The following is an 18,720-nucleotide window of genomic DNA, read 5'->3' as shown; positions in this document are numbered from 1 at the left end:
TGCCTCGTTAGCGGGGTGAATTTAGGATTTGTTCAAAGACCTGGTTAACCAGCTCGCGGGTTTCATTGCTGCTTTGCACGCCGAGGAACTGGCGTTTGGGCAGGGTGATGTCCCAGCTTTGTGCGCCCGAGGACTCGGTTCTTTCATCGTTCAAAATGCGGATCAACAGACCGGCCTTGGCGTAGTTCACATGCTCTTGAATCCACGCCACAGAAGGTTTGGTCAGGTTCTTTTTGCCTTTGACGCGCACTCGAAAACCCAACTGACGCAAGCGTTTGGCCTGTTTGTCCGTGCAGGCGACACCGGGCGGGACTTTGTTCCAGCGGCGCATCTGCGCGGCCGTGCGGCGCTCGCTGACGCCGTTGTGCTGCTGAGATGCAACCCAACGCGTGAGGGCGTTTTTCCAGCCCAGCTCGGCTTCGTCCGGGCTGACGCGAGTGACTTGCAGCAGCTTGGCCAACCCGGCTTCCATCTTCTTTTTGCCCTTGGCCGACCCCTTGCGCTCAGCGAACGGCGAACCGTCCAGGTTCTTCTGCTCGCGCACGCGCTTGCGGCTCATCGAGCGCACGCGTTTGGTGACGTTGTTCAGCAAGCGGCGGCGCAGTTGTGGCCGCAGCTCCATTAGGGCCAGTTGCGCGTCAACGTCGAGCAAGCCCCGGATATCGAGGTCGAGCGGACTAGCGGCCATCGCTGCCCACCTCGCCTTCTTCCGCGACCCACAGGTCAAACGGGATGAATGACCAGGTCTGCCCGAAAGCCTCGATTTCGCCGTCGGGGTCTTCGGCCAGGTACTGCGGCTCGACGAACTCCACGGTGATTTCGACGTCAGCCAGGTCGTTGTCCAGCATGTCGATGGCGAACGTGAGGGCTGGCAGCCCGTCGCGGTCGCGGTCGTTACTCTCCAGCCAACTGCCGAGCAACGCCATCAGCCGTCCCGGCTCATCCGCAAAACGCTCCAGCACAATGGCGGCGCTGTAACGCATGTCCGCGAAGTGCAGCCCCTTCACATCCGGCTTCCAGATCAACTCCAGACTGATCTGGTTGGCCCAGCTGTCGAGCTGCTCCGGCATGACCAGGCGGCGTTCGATCAAGTAGCGGGTAAGGGCTTGAAGCTTCTTCATAGCAACACCGCCGTAATGCGCCCACGCCCTTGCAGCGAGCGCACAGCCTGCTGACTGAAAGACAGAAAGGTCTCGGCGCGCTCGGGGGCTTCCTTGCCGGTGTTTTCTGCGCTCTCGCGACGGGTCACGGTGGCGAACTGGGTCAACAGGCTGGCTTTGGCGCGTGCATACACGGCGCGCTTGTACGTCGCTACGTGAAAAGCACGCTCGGGCAGCACCATAGGGTCAGCAGATTCCACACAGACAACGCCTATGGATTGCCACCTGGACTTGCAGCGCGCCAAATCGGTATTGACCTCGACCATGGCAGTGGTCAGATCCGCGGCCAGCATGTCGCCCAAGTACTCACCCGGCAGGCGATAGCCTTTCTGGAACTCGCCTACAGACAAGTCCGGCCAGAAGCCGTCGTTGTCGATTTGCTGTTCCACCAATGTGGTGGGTTTGCCTGAAAAGCTCATTGCCGGGCGCTCAAATAGGGCGGGAGAACTGTTTCAGGGAGGCAGGCCATAAATGGCTCACTCTCATCCACAGTTTCCCGCTGGGGGGGTAGTCGGTTATTCGGGGGCCGGTGCGGCCTGTTGCTTCGCCAACGCCTTACGGCACTTGGAGATGCGGGTTTCATTCCCGGCTTTGGGGTACAGCTCGGTCGAGCGCTCAAGGTGCTTGAGTGCGGTGCTCAACTCCCCTGCTTCCATGGCGCGCATGCCGATCAACTTGTGGTATTTGCTCGGGATCTGTTCCGTCAGTTCCCACTCGCCATCCACCAACGGCAGCATGTTGCTCAAGTAGGGTTCAGGGCTGCGCTCGGCGTTGTACTCAGCAAAGGCCCAGTCGATCATCGCGTCCGCGACAAAGGTCTGGATGTCGCGACGCTTGAAGCGCTCCGGCATCACTTGGCCCTGCTCGATCGCAAAGTCCGCCAGTTCCAAACCGTCTTCGAACTGCTCGGTGTCAAACAGCCAGACCATCACCTGCACCAGGACACGGTTTGGAAAGCTCAGACCCGATGCGCAGTAGCGCTGCACATAGTCCTGGTACTTGGGCAGCAGCTCGTCGCGCTTGAGCGATTGCTTGCTGGCCAGATTTTTCAGGTCGCTCAGGCGCAGCAGATCCTGATCCAAAGCCGCTTCCTGCAACATCAGGTGCTTGCGGGCGTTGGCCGGGCTACTCAAGGCATCAGCGGGCGAGTACGCCACAGGAGCGCCCGCTGCCTTAACCAACGCTGCGGTTCCCTGTGCCAAGGTGCGGCGCTTGTGCGCCAGGGCGAGACTCACGCGACCACCAACTCAACGTTTTCAGTCAGTGCGATCTTTTCCATTTGCTCGATCACATAACCTTCGTTGCGGCTGTTGTAGTCCTCGACACGGGAGCGTTTCGGGTTGTCGACCGTCTGCTTGCGCCAACTGGTGTCCTGGAAGTAAATCGACAGGTTGTCCCAACTGGTGACCAGCACCGCATTGACCGGGAAGTTCGGCACGCTGAACGCGGGCAAACCGCCGTAGGTGGCAATGACTTGGGCGTTTTCGATGCGCTCTTTTTCGGTCGGGGTATCGCCCTGTTTGGTGTACAGCTTGGCTTTGTCAGCGGCCAACAGGTCAGTACCGATGATTGCCACCAGGTCGCCGTCTTCGCGCAGGATTTCGTCAACCATTTGCTTGGTGTCATGCACCAAGGCGTCAAGGTTGGCGTAGTCGCCACCGGCACCGAGTGTCACCTTGCCCGGTGTTGCACCCTCTTTGAGCACTTGCTGCGGCGCTTGCTCGCGCAACTGTTGGAGCCAGCCCTTGTTCACGTCCTGCAGTTTCGGGTTGGCCTCCAGATCAGTCTGAATGGCCGCGATCGTGCCGTGAAAACCAATCACGATCCGGTCTTGGGCAATGCGTTTTTGCACGGCGGCGGAGTAGCGGTCTTGGAAGTCGGGAAACTTCGCCCAGGCGTCGATCTTGGCGTATGGCAGGCCCACGTCAGATTGGGTATCCACCAGCTCATACGTGGTGTTTTCCAGCGCCGACGCATCCTTGGCCTGACGGTCAGTGGTTTTGGTGTTGGTGCGGCCAGTGACCGGGCCATTTACACCAATAAACACCTTCTCGCCCTTGATTTCGCTGACCGGGACGATGTTGATGCGTTCCAGAAAGTCCGCTTTCGCCGTGATCGCGTCGTTCAGTTCCTGGGCAACGGATGGATCAACGCTGAACATTTTGCTGGCACGTTCGACGCCATAGGTATCCGCGATAGCGTCCTGCAATTCGGCGTAATGCTTGGCGCCCTTGGCGCTCAGTTGAGCCATGTCAGAGCACCTTTTTCTTGGCAGTCACTACAGGGCCGGAATGGCGTGGCAACTGGCGACCGGTCGCGGTGTTCTGCAAGGTGGAGAACTGCTTTTGCAGACTGTTCAACGCAGCCAGCACCGCCTTGTTCGACGAATTCCCCTTGCGACGGAATTCGCGCTCTTCTTCGGCAGTGGTGACGATCTCATCCACAGCAGCGCTGACATCATCGATCGGCTCTTGATCGGGCTCGGGCGCGTCTGCGGCGGCAGGCTCGATCACGGCCTGAATGCCAGCGGCGACAACCATCAATTGTTCAAGCAAGGCTTTGAGGGCCGTTGCAGTGGCTTCATCCATTGGGGGTTTGCTCTCTGTTTGAGGTGAGGTGGTATCGGCAGGCAAGACGTCGGCGGAAAAGCGCTTGAAAAAACCGGTCAGGGCGTTGATCAGCCCTGTTTCAGAAGTGGTTTGCATGTCGTCCTGCGGGCGGCCAAGTTCAACCGCGCCCGTGAAATACGTGCGCTGGCTGGTCTTGTTCGAAAAGTAGAGTTCTTGGGTGCCGGTACTGGCGGGCTCGTCCGTGACGGCCATTCCGGTCATATAGGCTTTGCCTTTACCCCGGAAATTCGGGTAGATCTCGATGCTGCTAAACAGCTTCTGACCTTGATCGTTCAGGGCCAGCAGGCGGTCGTTTGGCTTGAGTTGAGCCTCCAGAGCGACTTGGCCGGGCTCCAGGTCCTCGCCCTCTTCTATCAGGCGGACGGCAAACACGGTGCCGAAGCAGCCTTGCCAGCGTTCGTGTTCACACCAGATCACAGCGGTGTAAAACGACGGCTTGTAGGTCTCAGCGATATCACGCAGTTCCTGGGGAAGGATCTCGCGACCATCAGTGGTCGGGCCGCTGGTGGCGACACGTTTCCAGTACGAGACAAGGGAACGGGGCATGGTGGTTAACTGCGCTCAATCGGTTGAATGAGCCGCCAAGATAGGGAGCGATTCAACCCGAAACAAACGCTTCACTTGCGCGTTTCTCCTATATTCGACTTTTAGGATAATCGCGGAAATTATCTCCACGTTTTCAGCGTTTTCGCCGCATAGACTGCGGCGCATGTACTACTCGACCGAAGTTAAAGAAGCCGCCAAACGCCTGTTTCTACGCCGCTGCAAGGCCAAGGAAATACAGGCACAACTCAACCTGCCCAACATCCGGATCGTTTATTACTGGATCCGTCAGGGCGGCTGGGAAGACATGCTGTCGGATGAAGAACCGCTGACCGCCGTGGGACGCCGAATCACTCTGCTACTGGACAAGGCTGGCAGCCTGTCCAAGGACGATTTGAACGAGCTGGACCGGCTAACCACTGTTCGGGAGCGGCTGTTAAAACAGGCTGCTAAACCGGCATCAGCTCCGATCGGTGACGGTGCCGAAGCGCCGCCCGAAAGCCGCCAAGGCTCGCGGAGTGAACGATCCAGCAGTGGGAACAGTGGCGGCAAGAAGCGCGAGAAAAAGGCCAAGAACGACATCAGCGGCCTGACGGAAGTGGACTTCCTGGATAAGTTCATCTCCAAGATGTACCGCTATCAGCAAGAACTGTTTGCGGCCAAACAGAACCCGCTGACGCGCCGGGTGCGCAACATCCTGAAAAGCCGTCAGGTCGGGTTGACCTATTACTTCGCCGGTGAGGCTTTCATGGACGCCGTGCTCAGCGGCGACAACCAGGTGTTTCTGTCGGCCAGCCGATCGCAGTCGGAGATTTTCCGCAGCTACATCATTCAGTTTGCCCAGCAGTGGTTTGGCATCGAGCTGACCGGCAACCCGATTACCTTGAGCAACGGCGCCGAACTGCGCTTTCTCAGCACCAACAGCAGCACCGCGCAGGGCTATCACGGTCACGTCTACGTCGATGAATACTTCTGGATCCGCGACTTCGAAAAGCTCAGTACCGTGGCCAGTGCCATGGGCACCCACAAGAAGTGGCGCAAAACCTACTTTTCCACGCCCAGCGCGGTGTCGCACCAGGCGTACCCGTTTTGGTCCGGGGAAGAGTTTCGCAACAGCAAACGCGGCAAAAAAGCCGGTGGCACGTGGCCGGTCGAGGCGTCTTACACGCAGGGCGCTTTGTGTCCGGATGGCCAATGGCGCAAGACCATCACCATTCAGGACGCAATCGACGGCGGGTGCGACCTGTTCGACATGGAACAGCTGCAACTGGAGTACGACGAAGACAAGTTCCAGCAACTGTTTTATTGCAAGTTCATCGACAGCACGCAAAGCGCGTTTGGTCTCAAGGATCTGGAGCGCTGCTATTCCGACTTGACGCTGTGGGAGGACTACACGCCCGACGACGAACGCCCCTTCGGCAACAGCCCGGTGTGGTTGGGGTACGACCCGAGCCGCACCCGCGACGACGCGACGTGCGTGGTTATTGCTCCGCCTCTGGAGCCCGGGGCGAAGTTTCGCATCCTCGAAAAACACAGTTGGCGGGGCCAGTCATTCAAGTACCAGGCCGAGCAAGTCAAAAAGCTCACCGAGCGATTCAACGTCCAGCACATCGGCATCGACACCACGGGTATTGGCTACGGCGTGTTTGACCTGGTGCGCGACTTCTACCCTCGGGCAACGTCGATTCACTACAGCCTGGAGACCAAAAACACCCTGGTGCTCAAGGCACAGGACACAATTCAGGGGAGCCGTATCGAGTGGGATGCGGGATGGACCGACGTCGCCCAGGCATTCCTGACCATCAAGCGCGGCACCACCGGCAGCGGCCAAGTCACTTACAGCGCATCGCGTACCGACGCCACCGGCCACGCCGACATCGCTTGGGCAATCATGCACGCCCTCGCCAACGAACCCTTGAACACGAACAAGCGGCGCCGGAGCCGCTACATCACGAGCGGAACCCATGTCCAAAGCACGACGCAAACAGCCCCAGGTCACTCAGCAGCCTCGCCAACAGCAGCCCATGCGCGCGTTCACGTTCGGGGAACCGGAACAGGTATTGAGCGGCAACATCGGGGAATACGTGGGGGTGTTCCCCAGCGACGACGGCGACATCTACAAGCCCCCGGTGTCGCGCACCGGGCTGGCCAAGCTGTTGCGCGCCAACGCGCACCACGGCGCCATACCGAAGTTCAAACGCAACCTGCTGCTGCGTGAGTTCATCCCCTCTGCGGGGTGCAGCGCCCGCACCATGGGCTGCGCGGGACTGGACTACATGGTGTTTGGCGATGCTTTTCTGTACTGCGACACCAACACCTTCGGTGAAGTCCTGGAGCTCAAACATCTACCTGCGATCAACATGCGGGTAAAAGTCGACGGGGGTTATCGCATGCTCCTGCCTGACGGCAAATTCATGGACTTTGAGCCCGATGAAATCGTCCACATCATGGACTACGACGTGGAGCAGACCATCTACGGCATCCCCGACTACCTTGGCGGCATGCAGGCGCTGTTGCTCAACGAAGCCGCTACCCTATTCCGCCGCCGCTACTACAGCAACGGCGCCCACGCGGGCTACATCTTCTACACCAACGACCCTGACCTGACCGAGGAAGACGAAACCAACCTGCGCGAACAAATCAGTGCCAGTAAAGGCGTGGGCAACTTCCGCTCGATGTTCGTCAACATCCCCAACGGCAAAGAGAACGCAATCCAGATCATCCCGGTGGGCGATTTTCAGGCAAAAGACGAACTGGAAAAGGTCAAGAACATCACCCGCAACGACGTCATCGCCGCTTGGCGAATGAACCCCGCACTGGCCGGCATCATCCCGGAAAACAACGGTGGCTTTGGCGATATTGAAAAGATCGATCGGGTTTACACCAGCAACGAGATACGGCCCATCTGCCAGTTATTTAAACAGGTGAACGATGTGTTGAGGGGGGATCGATGGATTGGGTGGCGGGAAGAGAAAGTAACTCCAAACAGTGCAAAGGCTGAATAGTGCAGAAAATTGCACTAAGCAATCTGTCACCATAGCGATCATTAGCTACCCTGGGGAGGGATACATGCGAGTGAGTTGCAAATGCGGAAATAAGGGTCGGATATCTTCCAGAGAGACCCATTCATCTGACTTCGTGAAGCTGTATTGCCAGTGTCTGGATGCTAAATGCGGGCATACGTGGGTTGCTCACCTGACGTTTTACCGGACATTGAGACCTTCAGCACAGACCTTTGACAGCATGTTATTTGAGCGTTTGAAAGAGATGCCCAAGGCCAAGCAACGTGAGCTGTTCGAACAGTTGGGTGCGACACCTCAAACTTAAACGCCGGTCTCCATTGGACCGGCGAATATACCGTTATGACAGATGTGTCAGCGTTTCACAGGGAGTGATCAATCCCCTGCTGGAATCTCAGGATTGTTAACCAAGCTCTCAGTTACTCGACGTAGCTGCGTCCTGTCTTGGTCGCATAACTGCCGGTAAAGCACGATCAGGCGGCGTTCTACGTTTGAAAGAGTTTGCCAATCACACTGCTCGACTTGAACAAGCCCGTCATCGTTTTTATCGTCATCCAACATGCTACTACTCCATAAAGTGCATTGCTGAATTGACGGTATAGAGATGGACGGGCGCTTTAAATCGGGCTTATCGTGAATATCCAAAACCGTTTGTGAGATTTTAATTCTTGGCTCGGACAGCATCGTCAGCCATCGCTTTCAGAATCCGGCGTACCGCCTTTTGATCATCATCCGGGATGCTGCGGTATTGCTTTACAAGGTCATCCTCCACATCCGTCAAAGAGTTCTCGGCCAGAGTAGTACGAACCCCTGTCAGGATGTAGGGCACGTCGAAACCGAACTCTGTAGCCACCCTACTGAGGTATGACGCAGTCGCATCACTCGATCCAGATTCGTAATTTGCTTGAGTTCGCTTCGCAATGCCCAACGCCTCAGCGAGATCGTTTTGTGTCATCGAGCAACGCTTACGTTCTTCTTGGAGTCGAGAGCCAATCGCTTCGGAAAGATGCAAAATAATTCATTCCTTGTCTTTACAAATGCATCTAAGTGCATCATTGTGCATCTCATACCACATGAAACTGCACGGAACTGCACTATGCCCAACACCTGTATCAGCGAGCAAGCTCGCAAACAAGCGCGTGACGCCTTGGATAAGCGCGGTCAGTCCGCAAAGGACTTCGCCGTATTGAACAACCTCAACCCCAGTACCGTATACGCAGTGTTGAGTGGTCAGAGTCGTTGTCGCCGTGGGGAGGCCCATCGAGCAGCCGTCTTGCTCGGAATCAAAGACGGCGTGATTACACACTAGTCCTCATACCTAAACAGGGAAACGAGAACATGCGCAGGAAATTTCTTACCACTCGACGCCAAGTCACAAGTGCAATTATTTGCTCTTACCCAGGGGGGCGTGAATGTGCGGCTGGACGCATCGGTTTAGAACTCAAGAAATTTGATAACCATGCTTATGAAAATAACGGCAGTCGACCTCTGACCGATGCGCAACTGCACCAGTTAGAACTGACTGCTGGCACTACCCACTTACCGGAGTATGTGGCGGCGATGTATGGCGGGATGTTTGTCCCTGTTGCTGATCCAGATTCACTCGACAACGTCGAGCTTTACACCATGTGCGTACAGACAGCAGCCAAGCGCGGGACGGTGGATCACATCATCGCTCAGGCGCTGGAAGACGGCGTGATAGACCAAACCGAAGCGGACGCCATCCTCAAGGCTGAAAGCCTGCATATGGCTGCACGACACGCCGAAGTGCTGGCAGTTATCCAGTTACATGCAAACCGCTCTGCCCCACGAAGCACCCCGCTAGCCCCATAGCACCACCCTCCCACTAAACCGCCTGCCCCCATGCCCTGTGGGTTTGGGTGAACTGCGCCCGAAATAGAGGTTTCACCATGGGAAACGCCGTAATTGTCACCACAAGAATGTCCTCAGCGCATGCCGAAGCGCTGTTGGCAGCCATGCGTGCGCAGTACCTGATGAGCCTGAATGAGCATTGGTATGCCGATGAATACCGCTATGTCCCGAAAGACGCACGCCACAAATCGATCCTGGAGAAATCCCCTGTGATGGCCGCCCAAAAACACTTGATGGCCGCCTTATCCCTCAGCCTTAAGTCAGTGAAGTAACCATGAGAGAAGATTTGCGCCACGACGTAATACAGCGGATTGAGTCCGAATTCGGACTCAAGCATCGCTCTCCCACAAATTATATGCGGGGTGGAACCTGTCCCAAGTGCAACAAAAAAGAGCTATACACCCGCTTCGACAGTCCGTGGCAACTCATCTGTGGCCGGCAGGAAAAGTGTGGCCACACGGTGCACGTCAAAGAGATTTACGACGACCTCTTTGAGGATTGGAGCAAGCGCGTACCTGCGACTGAAAACGCACCAACAGCAACTGCACGTGCCTATCTTGAGTTCGCCCGCGGCTTTGATATTTCAATGATCGCCGGTTGGTTCACGCAGGAAACTTATTACTCCACTCAGCATGAAGCAGGTAGCGCCACAGTTCGCTTTGCCCTTGAAAAAGGTGGGTACTGGGAGCGACTGATAGACAGGCCAGCACGCTTCGGCAAAATGAAAGCTCGATTCAAACCGGGCGAGTCATACAAAGGCGTTTGGTGGTGCCCACCTTGCGTGGACGTCCTAGAAGCAAAAGAGTTATGGATCGTCGAAGGCATATTCGACGCGATCGCATTGGCTCATCACAACATTGCTGCTGTATCCGCAATGTCTTCGAATGCCTTCCCAGCCGACTCGCTGCAAGCGCTCGCAGCCGCACGACCGGGCAATTTGCCCAAGCTTGTGTGGGCACTTGATAACGAACCAGGCGCGCATGCCTACACAAAGCGCTGGGTTCGGATGGCTCGCGAGCTGGGCTTTAGCTGTGAAGCTGCGCAAATCCCACAGCGGGATAACAAAAAGTCTGACTGGAATGATCTACACCAACGTTGGCAGTTTCTCGATGAGGGTGAGAAACGTGATGTTCAGGTAGACAAAGACCTGACGATTGCTCGCCATCATGGCGCCCTTTTAATTGCTGAAAGCGCAACTGAGAAAGCCTTGGTGATGTTCGACTGGAAGCGTCGGAGCGAATTTCACTTGGAGTTCGGCAATCGTTTGTACTGGTTCAAGCTCGATCTTGAGAAGTACAACAAAGCGATTCAGGAACTGGAAGACAGCGAACACCACGACGATCAGCAGTTGAACAACAAACAGATGCGGGCCAAGGCAATGCAGCAATGCGGCGCGTTACAACGCATTGCTACCTGCAACCCGAAGGCACTGTATTACCAAGAGAACAAGCTAACCGACGAGTCCTGGTATTACTTCCGGATCACGTTCGCTCACGACGCGGCGCCGATAAAAAACACCTTTACCAGCTCACAAATCGCATCCTCAGCAGAGTTTAAAAAGCGTCTGCTTGGCATTGCCCCTGGCGGCATGTTCACCGGCACCACTCAACAGTTGGATGCGTTCATTGAAGAACAGACCGACGCGCTCAAGACCGTGCAAACCATCGACTTCACCGGCTACACCCGTGAACACGGCGCGTACATCTACGGCGACGTGGCAGTACGCGATGGAAAAGTGTTCAAACTGAACGAAGAAGATTTCTTCGATATGGATCGGTTGAGCATCAAGACCCTGAGCCAGTCGGTCATTCTCAACCTGAACACGGACTTGGAGAAGTTCGACACAGAATGGCTGGACATCATCTGGCAGTGCTTCGGTGCCAAAGGTTTGGTCGCACTCGCGTTCTGGTTCGGGTCACTGTTTGCTGAACAGATCCGCCAGCACCAGAAAAGCTACCCCTTCATGGAAATCATCGGTGAGCCAGGCGCAGGCAAGTCCACGCTGATCGAGTTCCTGTGGAAAATGTGTGGCCGTATCGACTATGAGGGCTTTGACCCAACCAAAGGCACGCCAGTTGCTCGGGCGCGGAACTTCGCCCAGGTAGGCAACCTGCCGGTTGTACTCATCGAGTCAGAGCGGGAAAAGACGGACGGCAGCCAGACCAAGCAATACGACTGGGACGAACTCAAGACCGCCTATAACGGCCGGAGCGTTCGCTCTACTGGCGTAAAAAACAACGGTAACGATACCCGCGAACCCCCTTTCCGAGGGGCGGTTGTTATCGGTCAGAACCATGCGGTGAATGCATCCGAACCCATCCTGCAACGATTGGTGCATATCGCCATGACGAAGGAAGGTCAGACGCCACAAACCAAATTATTGGTGGAAAAACTGGAGCGCATGCCGGTCGACCGCGTGAGCGGGTTCCTTATCAAAGCAACGATGAAAGAAAGCATCGTGATGCAGACCGTCCGTGAGCAAGTGCCAGTCTACGAACAACAGCTGTTGGCACTGCCGGAGATACGCACCGTCCGGATCGCAAAAAACCACGCTCAGTTACACGCTTTGATAGACGCCCTGGTTCACGTTATCCCATTGAAAAAGCATCAGATAGACGCGGCCCATAGCGAGATCCAGAGCATGGCCAAAGAACGTCAGTTGGCGATCAACGCCGATCACCCGATCGTCGTCGAATTCTGGGAACTGTACGAGTACTTGAACAGTGCTGCGGGCGGACTCAACCACTCCCGCAATGACGGCCTAATTGCTGTGAACCTCAACGACTTCGCCAAGGAAGCCGCCGAGAAGCGCCAAAAAGTGCCGGATCTGACAGAACTGAAACGCCACCTTAAAACAAGCAAATGTCCCAAGTTCATAGAGACGAACAGAAATGTTTGCTCGGCATGGGATGTCGACGCCGCCAACAAAGCGAAAACCGTTCGGTGCTGGATGTTTCAGACAGCCTAAAACCACCCTACCCAACTTCTACCGCTCCGAACGGTATGGAAAAAGTTATGGCAAATCAAATAGCAGCTCAAATTGCACGACTCCTCCCGCGCTTTATTCGCGCCGGTGAGGCATACGGCTATCTCGGCATGTGCCGGGACGAATTCAATAAAACCGTTCGGCCACACGTTCGGGAATTCCCGATCGGAAAACAGGGTGTTGGCTTCGACCGATTGGAGCTTGAGGCTTGGGCCGACGCCTACGTTCAGGCCACGGCGATTGAAAAAGGAGCGAATCAGGACAACAATCGGCCCCGCAGCGAGCGCCAGGGCGGATCCACAGGAGATACGCAATGGCACAAAAAGCAATCACCGGGCTCCAGCAAATGCCGAGCGGCATCTGGAAGATCGACAAGAAATACCGAGGTGAACGAATTCAAGAAAGCACTGGCACTCGTGACCGCGCCGAAGCGGAGCAGTACCTGATTTATTTATTGGAACAGCGCCGACAGGAGAAGGTATACGGGGTCAGGAAGGTGAGAACGTGGCGGGAAGCGGCGACTCGCTTCCTGCTAGAGGTAAAGGATCAGGCCTCGATCCATATTTCGGCAACGTACATGGCACAGCTGGATCCGTTCATTGGGGACATGCCAATCACACATATTGATGATGATGCCTTGGCTCCTTACATCAGCTCCAAGCTGAAGCCGATGACGGGCAAGCCAGTGACTAATCGGACAGTGAACATCGCTCTTCAGCGAGTGATCCGGGTTTTGAATCTGTGCGCGCGCAAATGGCGTGATGACGAGCGCAGACCATGGCTCGATGTTGTGCCGATGATCTCACTGCTGGATGAGAAGACGAACTGCCGCAAGCCCTACCCGCTTTCTTGGGAAGAGCAATCGATCTTGTTCGCTGAGCTGCCGGCACACCTGCAGACCATGGCCATGTTCAAGGTCAACACGGGGTGTCGCGAGCAGGAGGTTTGCAAGCTTCAATGGGATTGGGAAATCGCGGTACCGGAGCTGGATACTACGGTGTTTTTGATTCCGGCCGGGTTCGGCGGACGAAGCGCAAGGTCTGGTGTGAAGAACCGGGACGAACGTCTGGTGATTCTCAACACGGTGGCCAAGTCAGTTATTGAGAAGCAGCGCGGCCAGCACAAGTTGTACGTCTTCCCTTTCGGCAAGCCAGACGGCGACGGGGACGAAACGATGGTTCACCGCATGAACGACTCAGCCTGGAAGAAGGCTAGGGTCAGGGCGGCGAAGAAATGGCAGGAGAAGTATTTGCGGCCGGCACATGATGGTTTCGTCCGGATCCGCATTCACGACCTGAAGCACACCTTTGGCAGAAGGTTGCGTGCAGCAGGCGTGACTGAGGAGGATCGCAAAGCTTTGCTCGGCCATAAGAACGGCAGCATCACCAGTCACTACTCAGCGGCAGAGCTGGACCAACTGATTGAGGCTGCAAACAAAGTATCAGTAACCGACTCACGCGCACCAGCGCTGACGATCCTGAAGAGGAGGCAGGGATAGCAGGAAAACCCAAGGTCACTCGAAAAGTCACTAGGGTAGAAATGAAAAAGCCACCCATAGGGTGGCTAAGTCATTGAATAATATGGTCGGGACGGAGTGATTCGAACACTCGACCCCTAGCACCCCATGCTAGTGCGCTACCGGACTGCGCTACGCCCCGACTAGGCGTTAGAACTAATTGAAATAACGCGGCAAATATACCCCAAGTTTTGAAAAAGAGGAAGTAGTATTAGCCAAGTTATTTGCGAAGGATCAGCAAAACATCTTCAAGCTCTGAAATGGTTTGGCGGATCAATTGCTTGTACTGGGTTGTATCATCTTTAGCCTCATCGCCTGAAAGGCGCAGTCGTGCGCCTCCAATTGTGAAGCCTTGGTCATACAACAAGGCGCGAATTTGCCGGATCATCAACACGTCCTGGCGTTGATAATACCGGCGATTTCCGCGCCGTTTTACGGGATTCAGTTGAGGAAACTCTTGCTCCCAATATCGCAGCACATGCGGTTTGACCGCACACAATTCGCTAACTTCGCCTATGGCGAAGTAGCGTTTGCCTGGAATGGGCGGGAGCTCGTCGTTATGACTTGGTTCCAGCATAAGCCTCTACTCGGGCCTTCAACTTCTGCCCTGGACGAAAGGTGACCACACGGCGTGCCGTGATCGGGATTTCCTCTCCCGTTTTCGGATTGCGGCCAGGCCGCTGTCGCTTGTCACGCAAGTCAAAGTTGCCAAAACCGGACAACTTGACCTGTTCGTTGTCTTCAAGAGCGTGCCTGATCTCTTCGAAAAAAAGCTCCACCAATTCTTTGGCTTCACGTTTATTCAGGCCCAGCTCTTCATAAAGACGTTCCGCCATTTCAGCTTTCGTCAGAGCCCCCATACGTCACTTCCTTAACGTGGCGTTCAACCTTTGTTCGAGCGAGGTGAGGATGTTCTGCGTCGTGGTATTCACCTCATCGTCATTAAGAGTGCGCGATGGATGCTGCCAGGTCAAGCCGACTGCAAGGCTTTTTCTATTGGGATCAATACCTTTACCTTGGTAAACGTCGAAAAGCCTCAAGTCTGTCAACCATTCGCCCGCATTTTCACGGATGACACTCAACACATCACGGGCAGCCACGTCTTTATCGGCAATCAATGCCAAATCGCGACGGACTTCCGGAAAGCGCGAAAGCTCCGAGAATTTCGGCATTTTGCCCAATGCCACTTCAGCCAACACCAGCTCAAAAACAAAAACCGGCCTGTCCAGACCCAGTTTTTTGTTTAGTTCCGGGTGAAGCGCGCCTACAAAACCTACCAGACGACCATCTCGCTCAATGCGCGCAGTCTGTCCTGGATGGAGCGCCGGATGCTGACCAGGGACAAATTCAAAAGAATCCAAAGCACCCGCAAAGCCCAGCACAGCTTCTACATCAGCTTTAATGTCAAAAAAGTCGACTGTTTCACGACCCTGCGCCCAACCTTCAGGCAAGCGAGTGCCGCACACTACGCCCGCCAGCATGGACTCTTGCTTGAGACCTTCAAGCTGCCCGACAAAGCGCAGTCCGCTTTCAAAAAGACGAACGCGATCTTGTTGACGGTTTAAGTTGTGTTGCAATGCCTTGACCAGGCCAGGCCACAAGGAAGCACGCATTGCAGCCATATCATTGGATATAGGATTGGCTAACAGCAAAGGCTCGAGGTCAGGACTGAAAAGCTCAAACTGTTTAGGGTCAATGAAACTGTAGGTGATAGCTTCTTGATATCCGCGCGCTACCAGCAAACGGCGCAATTCTGGCAAATCACTGCGAGCTTCGGCCTTGGCCTGAGGCGCCAGGCGAGCTTGCGGATAACGGACTGGAAGACGGTTATAGCCATACAAGCGAGCCAGCTCTTCTATCAGATCCACTTCCAGACTGATATCGAAACGATGACTTGGGACTTCTACGCGCCACTGCCCTTCGCCAATTGCAGTGACTGTCAGTCCCAAAGCGCAGAGCAAACGCTCGACCTCGCTGCCGTCCATCTCCATTCCCAGCATCTGACTGATACGCGCGGCACGCAAGGTGATGGGCGCAATCGAAGGCAAAAATTGCTGGGCAACAGTTTCAATAATCGGACCTGCTTCCCCGCCTGTAATCTCCAGCAATAAGCCAGTGGCGCGCTCCATGGCTTCGCGGGCCAGGTTCCAGTCCACTCCACGCTCATAGCGGTGGGAGGCATCCGTGTGCAAGCCGTAAGAACGTGCCTTGCCTGCTACGGCAATCTGATCGAAAAAGGCGCTCTCAAGAAATACATCTCGCGTGGTCGCCGATACGCCGCTGTGCTCACCCCCCATCACACCCGCAATAGCCAGCGCACGGTGATGATCTGCAATCACCAATGTGTCACTGCGCAAGGTCACTTCCTGGCCATCAAGCAAGACCAGCTTTTCGCCCTCTTCCGCCATACGTACACGAATACCGCCGTTGATTTCGGCGAGATCAAATGCATGAAGAGGCTGCCCCAGCTCCAGCATCACATAATTGGTGATGTCGACCGCAGCGTCGATGCTGCGCACATCGGCGCGGCGCAAGCGCTCCACCATCCACAAGGGTGTAGGGCGGGTTAAGTCCACATTGCGAATGATACGTCCCAGATAACGGGGGCAGGCCGATGGCGCCAACACCTCTACAGAGCGGACTTCGTCATGTACGGCAGGGACAGGCTCAATCACCGGGCGTGTCACTTCTGCTGCGTACAAAGCCCCCACTTCACGAGCCAGACCGGCCAATGACAAGCAATCGCCACGGTTCGGGGTCAAATCGACCTCAATACTCGCGTCTTCGAGGTTCAGATAAACGCGAATATCTTCGCCTACCGGAGCATCCGCAGGAAGCTCCATCAGACCGTCATTACCCTCGCCAATGTGCAGTTCGGCTTGAGAGCACAACATGCCATTGGACTCAACACCGCGCAGCTTAGCCTTTTTGATCTTGAAGTCGCCCGGCAACTGAGCACCGATCATCGCAAACGGAATCTTCAGACCCGGACGCACATTCGGTGCCCCGCAGACAACTTGAAAAGTTTCGATACCATTGGTTACTTGGCAAACACGAAGCTTGTCAGCGTCCGGGTGTTGCTCAGTGGCCAATACCTCGCCCACAACAACACCGCTAAATGCACCGGCAACCGGTGCAACACTGTCCACTTCCAGGCCAGCCATCGACAGACGAGCAACCAGCTCATCGCGTTCTACCTGCGGGTTAACCCAACCACGCAGCCACTGTTCACTGAATTTCATCCTGCTCTCCTAAAAATGCGTTACGACTAGCGAAATTGTCCGAGGAACCGCAAGTCGTTATCGAAGAACAGACGCAAGTCGTTCACACCGTAACGCAGCATGGCCAAACGCTCTACGCCCATGCCGAAAGCAAAACCCGAGAACTCTTCAGGGTCGATGCCGGACATACGCAGAACATTAGGATGGACCATTCCGCACCCCATCACCTCGAGCCAGCCCGTCTGTTTGCAGACGCGACAACCCTTGCCGCTGCACATCACGCACTCCATATCGACTTCTGCCGAGGGTTCGGTGAAGGGGAAGTAAGAAGGGCGAAAACGAACGGCCAATTCTTTTTCAAAGAACACCCGAAGGAATTCTTCGATCGTGCCTTTGAGATCAGCAAAGTTGATATCGCGATCAATCAGCAGACCTTCAACCTGATGAAACATAGGCGAATGGGTAATATCCGAGTCACTGCGATAAACACGCCCCGGGCAGACAATGCGGATCGGCGGTTGTTTTGACTCCATGGTGCGGACCTGGACCGGCGAGGTATGGGTACGCAGCAGCATGTTCGCATTGAAATAAAAGGTGTCGTGCATAGAGCGCGCCGGGTGGTGACCCGGAATGTTGAGCGCCTCGAAATTGTGGTAATCGTCTTCAACCTCAGGGCCTTCGGCAATGCCGTAGCCAATGTGGGTGAAGAACTGCTCAATACGTTCCAGAGTCCGGGTTACCGGATGCAGACCGCCGGAGGTCTGGCCGCGACCAGGCAGGGTCACATCAATGGATTCGGCAGACAGTTTGGCGGCCAGCTCGGCCTCCTCAAACTGAGCCTTGCGCGCATTGAGAACCACTGTGACACGCTCCTTGGCATCATTGATGAGCGCGCCTACTTGTGGGCGCTCCTCTGCCGGCAAATTCCCCAAGGTCTTCATCACCTGAGTCAATTCGCCTTTTTTACCAAGGTAAAGAACCCGGATTTGCTCCAGGGCATTGATATCTTCAGCGCTCTCAACAGCCTCTAGTGCTTTAGAGACCAGCGCATCCAGGTTTTCCATGTACAGACTCCAGATACAAAACAGGGGAAGAGCTTGAAGGCTCTTCCCCTGTTTATGACGTTTAACACCCGAGCTTACATAGGCAAGCCCAAGTGACTGTCGGGGGTACTTAAGCCAGAGTGGCTTTAGCTTTCTCGACAATCGCAGCAAACGCCGCTTTTTCGTTCACTGCCAGATCAGCCAGAACCTTACGGTCGATCTCGATGGACGCTTTTTTCAGGCCGGCGATGAAACGGCTGTAAGACAGACCGTTGATACGTGCACCAGCGTTGATACGAGCGATCCACAGAGCGCGGAACTGACGTTTTTTCTGACGACGGTCACGGTAGGCGTATTGGCCTGCCTTGATTACCGCTTGCTTGGCAACACGGAATACGCGCGAGCGTGCACCGTAGTAGCCTTTAGCCAGTTTCAGAATTTTTTTGTGACGTTTACGGGCGACAACGCCACGCTTTACACGAGCCATGAGTTACTTCCTCTAGTCTTAACCAAAAATTAACGAAGGCGCAGCATGCGCTCGACTTTTGCCACGTCAGACGGATGCAGCAAGCTGCTACCGCGCAATTGACGCTTACGCTTGGTCGACATTTTGGTCAGGATGTGGCTCTTGAAAGCGTGTTTGTGCTTGATACCGTTAGCAGTTTTCAGAAACCGCTTAGCAGCACCACTTTTAGTCTTCATCTTTGGCATGTTCGGATACTCCGCATT

At 55.4% G+C, this 18,720-nt stretch carries 23 protein-coding genes and 1 tRNA gene; 9 read left to right on the top strand and 15 right to left on the bottom strand.

Annotation, left to right across the window (positions count from 1 at the left end):
- Positions 1 to 7: 7 nt before the first annotated feature.
- The 6 genes from IF654_RS09335 to IF654_RS09310 form a co-directional block, all read right to left on the bottom strand.
- Positions 8 to 688 carry a virion morphogenesis protein gene (locus IF654_RS09335; RefSeq protein WP_194862554.1) on the bottom strand — a complete coding sequence of 227 codons (681 nt, stop codon included), beginning with the start codon at positions 686 to 688 and terminating at the stop codon, positions 8 to 10.
- Entirely contained in the window at positions 678 to 1,121 is a 444-nt protein-coding gene (locus tag IF654_RS09330) for a phage tail protein (protein ID WP_193077718.1), read from the bottom strand. The genes IF654_RS09335 and IF654_RS09330 overlap by 11 nt, the downstream gene beginning before the upstream one ends.
- On the bottom strand, positions 1,118 to 1,579 hold the full coding sequence (locus IF654_RS09325) for a head completion/stabilization protein (RefSeq protein ID WP_194862555.1): 462 nt from the start codon (positions 1,577 to 1,579) through the stop codon (positions 1,118 to 1,120). Before IF654_RS09325 ends, IF654_RS09330 begins: the two co-directional genes overlap by 4 nt.
- Positions 1,580 to 1,675: 96 nt before the next feature.
- Positions 1,676 to 2,395 (bottom strand): phage terminase small subunit, encoded by a 720-nt coding sequence (gene gpM, locus IF654_RS09320; protein WP_193077716.1) that lies wholly within the window; start codon positions 2,393 to 2,395, stop codon positions 1,676 to 1,678.
- Positions 2,392 to 3,411, bottom strand: a complete 1,020-nt coding sequence (locus IF654_RS09315) for a phage major capsid protein, P2 family (protein WP_194862556.1) — start codon at positions 3,409 to 3,411, stop codon at positions 2,392 to 2,394. The genes gpM and IF654_RS09315 overlap by 4 nt, the downstream gene beginning before the upstream one ends.
- 1 nt (position 3,412) lies before the next feature.
- Complete coding sequence (locus IF654_RS09310) at positions 3,413 to 4,336, bottom strand: GPO family capsid scaffolding protein (protein WP_048399293.1); 924 nt, start codon at positions 4,334 to 4,336, stop codon at positions 3,413 to 3,415.
- A 163-nt stretch (positions 4,337 to 4,499) separates the two neighbouring features.
- On the opposite strand from IF654_RS09310, the gene IF654_RS09305 reads away from it, so the two are divergent.
- From IF654_RS09305 to IF654_RS09295, 3 genes are all read left to right on the top strand, one after another.
- Positions 4,500 to 6,551 carry a terminase large subunit domain-containing protein gene (locus IF654_RS09305; RefSeq protein WP_194862557.1) on the top strand — a complete coding sequence of 684 codons (2,052 nt, stop codon included), beginning with the start codon at positions 4,500 to 4,502 and terminating at the stop codon, positions 6,549 to 6,551.
- Positions 6,490 to 7,338, top strand: coding sequence for a phage portal protein (locus IF654_RS09300; protein WP_230683802.1), 849 nt, complete (start codon positions 6,490 to 6,492; stop codon positions 7,336 to 7,338). Before IF654_RS09305 ends, IF654_RS09300 begins: the two co-directional genes overlap by 62 nt.
- A gap of 64 nt (positions 7,339 to 7,402) precedes the next feature.
- Positions 7,403 to 7,660, top strand: a complete 258-nt coding sequence (locus tag IF654_RS09295) for an ogr/Delta-like zinc finger family protein (RefSeq protein WP_194862558.1) — start codon at positions 7,403 to 7,405, stop codon at positions 7,658 to 7,660.
- A 68-nt stretch (positions 7,661 to 7,728) separates the two neighbouring features.
- On the opposite strand, the gene IF654_RS09290 is transcribed toward IF654_RS09295, so the two are convergent.
- Entirely contained in the window at positions 7,729 to 7,914 is a 186-nt protein-coding gene (locus IF654_RS09290) for a hypothetical protein (protein ID WP_194862559.1), read from the bottom strand.
- A 100-nt stretch (positions 7,915 to 8,014) separates the two neighbouring features.
- Positions 8,015 to 8,365 carry a helix-turn-helix domain-containing protein gene (locus IF654_RS09285; RefSeq protein WP_194862560.1) on the bottom strand — a complete coding sequence of 117 codons (351 nt, stop codon included), beginning with the start codon at positions 8,363 to 8,365 and terminating at the stop codon, positions 8,015 to 8,017.
- An 84-nt stretch (positions 8,366 to 8,449) separates the two neighbouring features.
- Here IF654_RS09285 and IF654_RS09280 point away from each other — a divergent pair, with 84 nt between their 5' ends.
- From IF654_RS09280 to IF654_RS09260, 6 genes are all read left to right on the top strand, one after another.
- Positions 8,450 to 8,662, top strand: coding sequence for a DNA-binding protein (locus tag IF654_RS09280; RefSeq protein ID WP_194862561.1), 213 nt, complete (start codon positions 8,450 to 8,452; stop codon positions 8,660 to 8,662).
- Positions 8,663 to 8,691: 29 nt separating this feature from the next.
- The gene (locus IF654_RS09275; RefSeq protein WP_194862562.1) at positions 8,692 to 9,186 is read left to right on the top strand and encodes a YmfL family putative regulatory protein; all 495 of its coding nucleotides are present in this window, start codon (positions 8,692 to 8,694) and stop codon (positions 9,184 to 9,186) included.
- 77 nt (positions 9,187 to 9,263) lie between these two features.
- Positions 9,264 to 9,497, top strand: a complete 234-nt coding sequence (locus IF654_RS09270) for a hypothetical protein (protein ID WP_048399286.1) — start codon at positions 9,264 to 9,266, stop codon at positions 9,495 to 9,497.
- A gap of 2 nt (positions 9,498 to 9,499) precedes the next feature.
- Positions 9,500 to 12,193 (top strand): toprim domain-containing protein, encoded by a 2,694-nt coding sequence (locus tag IF654_RS09265; RefSeq protein ID WP_194862563.1) that lies wholly within the window; start codon positions 9,500 to 9,502, stop codon positions 12,191 to 12,193.
- 47 nt (positions 12,194 to 12,240) lie between these two features.
- Positions 12,241 to 12,657 carry a hypothetical protein gene (locus IF654_RS22870; RefSeq protein WP_230683772.1) on the top strand — a complete coding sequence of 139 codons (417 nt, stop codon included), beginning with the start codon at positions 12,241 to 12,243 and terminating at the stop codon, positions 12,655 to 12,657.
- Complete coding sequence (locus IF654_RS09260) at positions 12,558 to 13,709, top strand: tyrosine-type recombinase/integrase (protein ID WP_230683801.1); 1,152 nt, start codon at positions 12,558 to 12,560, stop codon at positions 13,707 to 13,709. The genes IF654_RS22870 and IF654_RS09260 overlap by 100 nt, the downstream gene beginning before the upstream one ends.
- A gap of 83 nt (positions 13,710 to 13,792) precedes the next feature.
- On the opposite strand, the gene IF654_RS09255 is transcribed toward IF654_RS09260, so the two are convergent.
- From IF654_RS09255 to rpmI, 7 genes are all read right to left on the bottom strand, one after another.
- Positions 13,793 to 13,869 (bottom strand) — tRNA-Pro (locus IF654_RS09255).
- Positions 13,870 to 13,947: 78 nt separating this feature from the next.
- A complete protein-coding gene (locus IF654_RS09250) occupies positions 13,948 to 14,304 on the bottom strand; it encodes a MerR family transcriptional regulator (RefSeq protein ID WP_047275136.1) in 357 nt (118 codons plus the stop codon).
- Positions 14,285 to 14,587: an integration host factor subunit alpha gene (ihfA, locus tag IF654_RS09245; RefSeq protein WP_002553164.1), complete on the bottom strand. Its 303-nt coding sequence runs from the start codon at positions 14,585 to 14,587 to the stop codon at positions 14,285 to 14,287. The genes IF654_RS09250 and ihfA overlap by 20 nt, the downstream gene beginning before the upstream one ends.
- A 3-nt stretch (positions 14,588 to 14,590) precedes the next feature.
- Complete coding sequence (gene pheT, locus IF654_RS09240) at positions 14,591 to 16,969, bottom strand: phenylalanine--tRNA ligase subunit beta (protein WP_047275139.1); 2,379 nt, start codon at positions 16,967 to 16,969, stop codon at positions 14,591 to 14,593.
- Positions 16,970 to 16,995: 26 nt separating this feature from the next.
- Entirely contained in the window at positions 16,996 to 18,012 is a 1,017-nt protein-coding gene (gene pheS, locus IF654_RS09235; RefSeq protein ID WP_047275141.1) for a phenylalanine--tRNA ligase subunit alpha, read from the bottom strand.
- 109 nt (positions 18,013 to 18,121) lie between these two features.
- Positions 18,122 to 18,478, bottom strand: coding sequence for a 50S ribosomal protein L20 (rplT, locus tag IF654_RS09230; protein ID WP_047275143.1), 357 nt, complete (start codon positions 18,476 to 18,478; stop codon positions 18,122 to 18,124).
- Between the two features lie 29 nt (positions 18,479 to 18,507).
- Complete coding sequence (gene rpmI, locus IF654_RS09225; RefSeq protein ID WP_002553160.1) at positions 18,508 to 18,702, bottom strand: 50S ribosomal protein L35; 195 nt, start codon at positions 18,700 to 18,702, stop codon at positions 18,508 to 18,510.
- Between the last annotated feature and the right edge of the window lie 18 nt (positions 18,703 to 18,720).

This window comes from Pseudomonas lundensis, from assembly GCF_015377145.2.
GTDB lineage: Bacteria > Pseudomonadota > Gammaproteobacteria > Pseudomonadales > Pseudomonadaceae > Aquipseudomonas > Aquipseudomonas lundensis.
The sequence above is the reverse complement of the archived record's forward strand: the minus strand, read 5'-3'. Positions and strand labels throughout refer to the sequence as shown.

Bases quoted from the DNA above. Each gene is read 5' to 3' on its own strand.
- IF654_RS09335 (WP_194862554.1), bottom strand. From the start codon at position 688: ATGGCCGCTAGTCCGCTCGACCTCGATATCCGGGGCTTGCTCGACGTT.
- IF654_RS09330 (WP_193077718.1), bottom strand. From the start codon at position 1,121: ATGAAGAAGCTTCAAGCCCTTACCCGCTACTTGATCGAACGCCGCCTG.
- IF654_RS09325 (WP_194862555.1), bottom strand. From the start codon at position 1,579: ATGAGCTTTTCAGGCAAACCCACCACATTGGTGGAACAGCAAATCGAC.
- IF654_RS09315 (WP_194862556.1), bottom strand. From the start codon at position 3,411: ATGGCTCAACTGAGCGCCAAGGGCGCCAAGCATTACGCCGAATTGCAG.
- IF654_RS09310 (WP_048399293.1), bottom strand. From the start codon at position 4,336: ATGCCCCGTTCCCTTGTCTCGTACTGGAAACGTGTCGCCACCAGCGGC.
- IF654_RS09305 (WP_194862557.1), top strand. From the start codon at position 4,500: ATGTACTACTCGACCGAAGTTAAAGAAGCCGCCAAACGCCTGTTTCTA.
- IF654_RS09295 (WP_194862558.1), top strand. From the start codon at position 7,403: ATGCGAGTGAGTTGCAAATGCGGAAATAAGGGTCGGATATCTTCCAGA.
- IF654_RS09290 (WP_194862559.1), bottom strand. From the start codon at position 7,914: ATGTTGGATGACGATAAAAACGATGACGGGCTTGTTCAAGTCGAGCAG.
- IF654_RS09280 (WP_194862561.1), top strand. From the start codon at position 8,450: ATGCCCAACACCTGTATCAGCGAGCAAGCTCGCAAACAAGCGCGTGAC.
- IF654_RS09275 (WP_194862562.1), top strand. From the start codon at position 8,692: ATGCGCAGGAAATTTCTTACCACTCGACGCCAAGTCACAAGTGCAATT.
- IF654_RS09270 (WP_048399286.1), top strand. From the start codon at position 9,264: ATGGGAAACGCCGTAATTGTCACCACAAGAATGTCCTCAGCGCATGCC.
- IF654_RS09265 (WP_194862563.1), top strand. From the start codon at position 9,500: ATGAGAGAAGATTTGCGCCACGACGTAATACAGCGGATTGAGTCCGAA.
- IF654_RS22870 (WP_230683772.1), top strand. From the start codon at position 12,241: ATGGCAAATCAAATAGCAGCTCAAATTGCACGACTCCTCCCGCGCTTT.
- IF654_RS09260 (WP_230683801.1), top strand. From the start codon at position 12,558: ATGCCGAGCGGCATCTGGAAGATCGACAAGAAATACCGAGGTGAACGA.
- IF654_RS09250 (WP_047275136.1), bottom strand. From the start codon at position 14,304: ATGCTGGAACCAAGTCATAACGACGAGCTCCCGCCCATTCCAGGCAAA.
- ihfA (WP_002553164.1), bottom strand. From the start codon at position 14,587: ATGGGGGCTCTGACGAAAGCTGAAATGGCGGAACGTCTTTATGAAGAG.
- pheT (WP_047275139.1), bottom strand. From the start codon at position 16,969: ATGAAATTCAGTGAACAGTGGCTGCGTGGTTGGGTTAACCCGCAGGTA.
- pheS (WP_047275141.1), bottom strand. From the start codon at position 18,012: ATGGAAAACCTGGATGCGCTGGTCTCTAAAGCACTAGAGGCTGTTGAG.
- rplT (WP_047275143.1), bottom strand. From the start codon at position 18,478: ATGGCTCGTGTAAAGCGTGGCGTTGTCGCCCGTAAACGTCACAAAAAA.
- rpmI (WP_002553160.1), bottom strand. From the start codon at position 18,702: ATGCCAAAGATGAAGACTAAAAGTGGTGCTGCTAAGCGGTTTCTGAAA.